Origin of the sequence: Labrys sedimenti, from assembly GCF_034424805.1 — a bacterium.
Taxonomy (GTDB): domain Bacteria; phylum Pseudomonadota; class Alphaproteobacteria; order Rhizobiales; family Labraceae; genus Labrys; species Labrys sedimenti.
Genome location: NZ_JAXOUF010000007.1, coordinates 255,495 through 262,767, shown reverse-complemented (window position 1 = coordinate 262,767; position 7,273 = coordinate 255,495). Strand labels below are relative to the sequence as shown.

The 7,273-nt window shown below is 56.8% G+C and carries 3 protein-coding genes; 2 read left to right on the top strand and 1 reads right to left on the bottom strand.

The genetic code is table 11. The features are described from left to right. Positions 1-649: 649 nt before the first annotated feature. Entirely contained in the window at positions 650-2,728 is a 2,079-nt protein-coding gene (locus U1R88_RS21495; RefSeq protein WP_322433067.1) for a sensor histidine kinase, read from the bottom strand. Positions 2,729-2,740: 12 nt separating this feature from the next. Here U1R88_RS21495 and U1R88_RS21490 point away from each other — a divergent pair, with 12 nt between their 5' ends. Continuing rightward, complete coding sequence (locus tag U1R88_RS21490; protein ID WP_322433087.1) at positions 2,741-3,460, top strand: response regulator transcription factor; 720 nt, start codon at positions 2,741-2,743, stop codon at positions 3,458-3,460. A 178-nt stretch (positions 3,461-3,638) separates the two neighbouring features. After that, positions 3,639-7,241, top strand: coding sequence for an autotransporter outer membrane beta-barrel domain-containing protein (locus U1R88_RS21485; protein WP_322433066.1), 3,603 nt, complete (start codon positions 3,639-3,641; stop codon positions 7,239-7,241). Positions 7,242-7,273 lie beyond the last annotated feature (32 nt).

The window sequence follows — 7,273 nt, the reverse complement described above, 5'->3', positions numbered from 1 at the left end:
ATTCTTGCCGCCGCCGGCAATCAGCGCCACTTTTCCCTTGATGCTGTGATCGGCCATGCTGGATCTCCTTTTCACGAGTGAAGCTTTGTTGAAGGTCAGCTTATCGTCTTGGATTTCGATATAAAGCTATCCATTTGAACATGACACTTCGTGGTCCAATACCAATCTGGTATTAGGCTTTGGCCGCATCGATCTATTCTCGCATTTTTCCTGTCACTTCCTGTCTCTACATCACCCAATACCGCACTTTGTATCGGTGAGGGAGCGCAATCCCACGGCAAAAATCGGCTACCCAGCGCCGAAGGTGGAATTATACCTGTTGTGATCGGTTGCGAACTTGGAGCTTTTTTAACGATAGATGGTAAAAGTTGCCGCTTTCGGGAGGAAGAAGGGCGGAATTCCTCGGTCGGTATCGTGCGACGCAAGCCTTGTCAGCTCGGTGTCGGCGCAAGTCTTGCTGCTCCGCATTGCTCCACAAATCAGTGCGATGTCGTTCCCATGCGTTTGTCCCAGGAAAGCGACTTCAAGCCGGCCACCAGGACGGAAAACCGCCAGCTTCTCCTCGCGCAATCCAGTGCTGTGTCGTCAGCCTTCACCACGGGGTGGTGTATCGGTTTGGAATATTTCAGTTGGACCTCAATCGACTTGCTCACGATTGAGAGGCTCCTTTCACGAGAGGCAGCGAGAGACAGAATGTGGAGCCGCTCCGGTTGCCAGCAGCCAGTATGAGGTCGCCGCCATGCTGGCGAGCAATTTCCCTTGAAATATAAAGCCCCAAGCCGGAGCCATTTATCCGTTGCCCTGCCGCGCGGTAGTATTTTTGGAATATGCGTTCACGATCAGTTTCGGAAACGCCAATTCCGTCGTCCATGACATTGATGAATACGGTATCTTCGTCTGACCTCAGCTGTACCGTCACGACGGTGCTCTCAGCCGAATACTTCAAGGCGTTCTGGATTAGGTTTAACACCGCAATTTCCAGTAGATTGGGGTCCCCTTTCACCATCGCTTCGTCGCTCCGAACAAAGCGTACGCGCATGGTCGCGGTGTCATCCAATCCTGCCTCGGCGGTGTCCAGAACCTCGTTGAGATCGAATATTTCGAGTGTCGGGAATGACCATGCCTGCCCGGTGTCGAGCCGCTCTTCAGCCAGGACATTTTCAATCAGCATCGACATTTTCTCGACGGCCTGCCGGATCTTGGCGGCACGCACCTTGACAGTGTCGACATCTCCTGCGGTGGACAGCGATAGATTGTTGGCGGCGGCCAAAATCACCGCCAGGGGATTGCGAAATTCGTGCGATACCAGAGCAACGAAGCCTCGTTGCTGAGCCAGGGCATCATTGACGGACGCAAGGGACTGCCTGAGTTTCATTTCAAGCAGGTGGCGCCGATCCATCTCCTCCTTGAGCGACGCGTTGCTTTCCGCAAGTTCCGCGGTTCTCTCCTGCACCTTGGTCGTCAGTTCCTGTTCGGCGAACCGCGACATGGCAATGACGCGATCCTTTTCCTTACTCAGGTTGCGCTCGGCTAGCTGGGCCCGTTTGGCGACCGCGGCGCTCAGCAGCACGAGGTGAATTAAAGTCCCCACCGCCAACAACCTGGCCAGGGAGCCGTCAATCCGCAGCGGGTTGGATCCGGTGTATTGCAACTGCATCACCGACAGCAGGCATATTACGCTCAAGAACGCGACCGCCGACAATAAATATTGATACTCTCGACGAAAGACGAGCAGGTATAGCGCAAAGAGGGCAACAAAAATAAGAGATATTTGCTGCAGTCGCGAGACAAAAAAACCAACGTCGCCATAGTGTCCAGCAAGCGCGAATATCAAGGCAACGATGTTGAGAAGCACGACACCTTGGGAGATCCGCCACGCCAAGAACGAGTGATCACGAAATTCAAACAATCTTTCTAAAAACAACATCATGAATATACTATACAGGCAGACGATGATGCCCCAGCTTCTGCGAACTATCTCAGGTTCCAGGAAGATCAATACCTCGGATGCATACCCCATATGGTATACACTAATTAGTCCTGAAAATAGAAGAAGTGCTGCGTAAATTATAAATAGATTTTCTCTAAGCCAAAAATAATACAACAAGTTCGCAAATATCATTGCAATTATTGCACCTGCTACGACTCCAATAATCCAATCATTAACCTTAATGTAATTTTCATATCCTGTTTTCTGCCAAATATTCAATGAGGTCGTGATCGAGGTCGATGACTGCAGCCGAATGTAATAAGCGGTCGCAGCAGGGGGGACGGAAATCCGGAAAACGGCGGAATAGGCGTCGACCCCCTCTTCAGCCTCCAGATGAAAACGACTGGGGGGTACGGCTGCTAGGCTTCCGGTTCCATCCGGGGCGTAAAGGCTGACGTGCTCGATCAAGGGCCTTTCGATCTGCAATAGCCACTGACTGGAGGCTTCCGGAGCGGACAGGGAGAACCGGACCCAGACCGCACCTTTTCGATATCCCTGAGTGAGCATCGAAGGAACGGGAACGAACTGAAGATCGGGCTGTCCTGAAACGATATCCTCAATGGTGAGTGCGCCACTCGGATCATCGAGGACGGAGAGATGGCCACTCAGGGAAACCGCGCCTTTGGTGCCGTCCGTCGACTTTAATGAAAGACCCCATGAGGCTTGCACCACAAAACAACTAAACAAGATAGACAATGCAACGATTAGATGGGATCGGATGCTGTGGAACTGCGACATGGAGGGGTGCTGATGTTCGCAAGAGAAGAGACCAAGCAGGGTGATGTCGCGATTGCTCCTCTCGTTTATCTTGTTGATGACGATGAGGATTTTCGCGAAGAGATGGTATTTGGCCTATCCAGGCTGGGCTTGAACGTACAGGGGTTTGGCAGCGCTGCGGCCCTGTACCGGGCCTATGCTGCCCTGCCATCCGAGATCGTGATCCTCGACCTCAACCTGGGCGATGAAGACGGCCTGTCCATGGCGGCGCATTTGCGAGCATCGCAACCGATCGGCATTATCATGGCGACCGCCAAGGGCTCGATCGACGACCGCCTTGCCGGCCTTGAAAAGGGCGCGGATGCCTACCTCGTCAAGCCGATCGACATTCGGGAACTGGCTGCCACGGTGATGGCGGTCCACAATCGCGTCAACAGGCATTGCAAGGTACCGGCACCTCCTCAAATCCCGCAATGGGCCCTGGTGGAAGGGGGGTGGACGCTCACCGACGGCATGGGCCACCGCCTGCGCCTGACCGTCTCCGAGCAGCACCTCCTGGGATGCCTGTTCAGGGCGCGCGGCAGCACTGTCGTCCGGAGCGCGCTCGTCGAAGCCATGGGCGCTGATGTCTATGACTTCAACTATACCCACCTCGATACCATCGTAAGCCGCCTACGTCGAAGGGCTGAGAAGTCCAACATGCTGCTACCTCTACATGCCATTCGCGGACAAGGGTTCATCTTCGCGGAATAGTATGGCTTTTCGGTCACTGTCCAGAAAAATTCGTATTTATACTCGGGGGACCCGGGGGCGTAATCCTTCCGAATGAGATAATTTGTGTCAGGAAGTGACATGGAGAGACATTTTGTGAAATTGTGAGGAATCTGGGGAGTAAATATGTTCAAAAATACGTTCAATTATGGAAATCCCCATGTCCCCTCGACTCGTCGGCAAGCACAAGAAGTCTTCTTCGCCTCTTGGAGCTACTTTAACGGTAGGTAGCCCGGTTCGGGTGGCGCAGCGTAGCCTCGCTCATCCGAAAGCCTTAACGTCCACCATCGCCATTGCCGCCGCGCTGTCCTGCGGTGGAATGGTAGCTGCTCCCGGCGCGGCGTTTGCGGGCAGTTGCGACCCGGCGACCTTCGTGTGCTCGGGGCCGGCCAGCCCCACCCAGAATGAAGCCGGGCAGATTCTTGGAAATGGCACCGCGCCGGTAGCGGTGACCACCCTGCCAGGCTTCGGGATCAATGCTGACCATGGCGGGGTTCTCGGTGATGCTTTCTATATCCGGGGAAGCGGTGGGACGAGTTTCATCGACACGACAGGAGCGAATATCACCGGTCTTGGCGGTATCGACATCGCCGAGCAAGGCGGTGGCGCCCTCGTTTTGACGTCGACAGGCTCGATTACCGGAACGGTCAACGGCGGTATTCTTGCCCAAACCTCCGGGACAAGCACCGGCCTAACGATTGACGTCAATAACGTCACGGGCAACGGCTATGGAATCGATGCTGTCAATGCTGGCACCGGTTCCATGAAAATTACCTCCAACGGCGTCATCACCTCGGCGGGCGGTGATGGCATCATCGCTACCATGGGGGGCAATTCCGCGGGTCTGACGATCAATGTCAATGAGGTTAATGCTGGCGATAACGGCATCAATTTGAATGGCAACGCCGGCACCGGCGATATTTCGGTCACCGCCAACACGATCAACGCGGACACCGACAACGGCGGCATCGGCACCGGCATCATCTTCGACAACGGTCCGAACACCCACAACTTCACCGTCAATGTCGGAACGATCAACGGCGGCGGCGGCGGCGGTATCTCTGGCTACTCCAGCGGCAATGGTAATACCGATATCACAGTAGGCTCCATCACCACCACCGGTGGACATGGTGTGAACCTCGTTGTCGACGCCAGTCCCGGTGCGGGGTACACGAAGGTCGATGTCGGCGACATCACGGCCAATGCTGGCAATGGTATCGTCGTTAGCACGAATGCGAATACGACAGACCTTACCATCACAGCCAATAATGTAACCGCCGGTGCTAACGGCATAGAGGCGCATAATGGCGGCACAGGAAAATCCGCAGTTACGACCCATGGCGATGTTACTGCTACTGGACCCTACGGCATCTACAACGCCAACACCGCTGCGGCCACCGGCGATCTCACGGTCAATACGGATGCCGGTACGACGACGCATGGCAGTAGCTATGGCATCTACGCCGAAAACAACGGTACGGGTAATCTCATAGTCACGGCTAACGGTAGCTCGACCACGAACGAATTTTTCACCATTGGGACTGAATCTGGAATTCTGGCGATCAACAATAATACGACTGGGAATTCCAGTATCCAGATCACCGCAGGTGATACGACTGGTGCTGGTTTTGGCATTCGTGCCGATAATCACAGCAACGGCGGAATCCACATCGAGTCCAACGGCACCGCGAACGCCGGCTTTAATCTCGGCGGTTGGGCCGCTATCGAGGCCAACAATTACGGGACCGGCGACGTCTACGTCAAAGCCAACAATGCAAACGGCGACATGGGCGGTGTTAACGTCGTTAACGCCGATGCCGCAAGCGGCTCCATTGACGTTATCGTGACCGGCAAGGCGACGACTATTGAAACCGAATTTCCCGAGCATGGTGGCGGCAATGCCGTCAACGTCATAGCCGGTGTCAATACAAAGGCCATCAACGTCACGGTGAACAATGCCACCGGATCGAACAACGGCATTTACACCGAGCAGCACGGCACCGGCACGACGTCGATCACGACCACCGGTATCGTGGAAGGAAATACGGGCGGCATCATGGGCCTTTCTTTCGGGGCGCCCATCAACATCAACAATTCCGGTACGGTTAGAAACACCTCCAATTCATCCCTCAGCCAGGCCATTTTTGCCAATGGCCCCGCGACGGTCACCAATTCTGGTTCCGGCCTGATCACCGGCTCGGTTCAACTCGTCAGCGACAAAGGCAACACCGTCAACAACGCCGGCACCTGGGATACGGCGGGCGCCACCAACGAGTTCGGCGCAGGCACCGCTAGCAACAGCGTGAACAACACCGGCACGATCATCGCCGCCAAGGACGGCGCGGCTGTCGCCAATACCGTCTTCAACCATGTCGGCACCTTCAAGAATGGCGGCGTGCTGACCATGGCTGACAAGGGCGCCGGCGACACCACCACCATCGACGGCAACTATGTCGGCAACGGCGGTACGGTCGAGATCGACACGGAGCTGGGCGACGACTCTTCGAAGACCGACAAGCTGGTGATCACTGGCGATGCCACGGGCTCCACGAAGCTGACGGTCCACAATGTTGGCGGCCTGGGCGCGCAGACCACGGACGGCATCAAAGTGATCGAGGTGGGCGGCACCTCGGACGCGAACGCTTTCCGGCTCACTTCGGCCGTGGCGGCGGGCGCCTATGACTACGGCCTGTACATGGGCGGCGCGAGCGGCGCGAACGACTGGTTCCTGCGTTCGACGAATGAACTGAATTCCGAGGCGCAGACCTCGGTGGTCTATGCCGGCGCCCTCTCGCATTTCGCGCAGGCGACGCTGGGTACGCTGCAGCAGCGCACCGGCGGCCGGATCTGGCCCAATGGCGAATCGCAGGTCGCGGCTGACCTGCCGTCCGACCAGGTCATGAAATACGCTCCCGGCGGACCGGTGATCTATGGGCAGGGCGCCTGGGGACGCGTCGGAGGACTTTATGCCTCCTACGATCCGAAGAAGGGCGGTTCCTACACCCAGGGCATCGGCTTCCTGCAGGCCGGCTATGAAGGCACGGCTTATGAGACGACGAACGGCCAGGTGACCCTGGGCGCCTATGCCACGGTGGGCCGCTCCTGGGTTAAGGTCGACACCACGCGCGATCCCGTCACCGGTGCGGCACGCTCGAAGGGCAAGATCACCAGCAACGGCTACGGCGTGGGCGTCAATGCGACCTGGCTGGGCAATGATGGGCTCTATGCCGATGCGATCGGCCAGTTCACCTGGTATGATACCAACCTGTCCAACAAGAACGGCAGCAGCCAGGGCTGGGCGAGCGCGCTGAGCCTCGAGGTCGGCAAGCGCTTCGATGTGGGATCGGGCTGGTCCGTGGTGCCGCAGGCCCAACTGTCCTGGACCCATGTGGACTTCTCCTCCTTCACCGACACCCTGGGCAACCGGGTCTCCCTCGGCGATGGCGACAGCGTGCTCGGACGCCTGGGCGTGCGGGTTGAGAACCTGAGCAGCTGGAAGGGTGAGGATGGCGAGACCCGCCGCCTGCAATTCTACGGCATCGCCAATCTGAGCTACGAGTTCATGGGCGACACGTCGGTCAAGATCGCCGGCGCCACCGTCGAGCAGCAGGACAAGCGCCTGTGGGGTGAAATCGGAACGGGCGCTACCTATGCCTGGAACGACAAGTCCAGCGTCTATGCCGAGGCCAGCTACGGTCACGCCCTCGCCTCGGGCGACAACTACAGCGCCAAGGGAACGGTAGGCTTCCGCTACAAGTGGTAAGTTGAAAGACCCATCTATACCCAACAAAATTT

Coding starts and splice junctions, on each gene's coding strand:
- U1R88_RS21485 (WP_322433066.1), top strand. CDS start 3,639: ATGTCCCCTCGACTCGTCGGCAAGCACAAGAAGTCTTCTTCGCCTCTT.
- U1R88_RS21490 (WP_322433087.1), top strand. CDS start 2,741: ATGTTCGCAAGAGAAGAGACCAAGCAGGGTGATGTCGCGATTGCTCCT.
- U1R88_RS21495 (WP_322433067.1), bottom strand. CDS start 2,728: ATGTCGCAGTTCCACAGCATCCGATCCCATCTAATCGTTGCATTGTCT.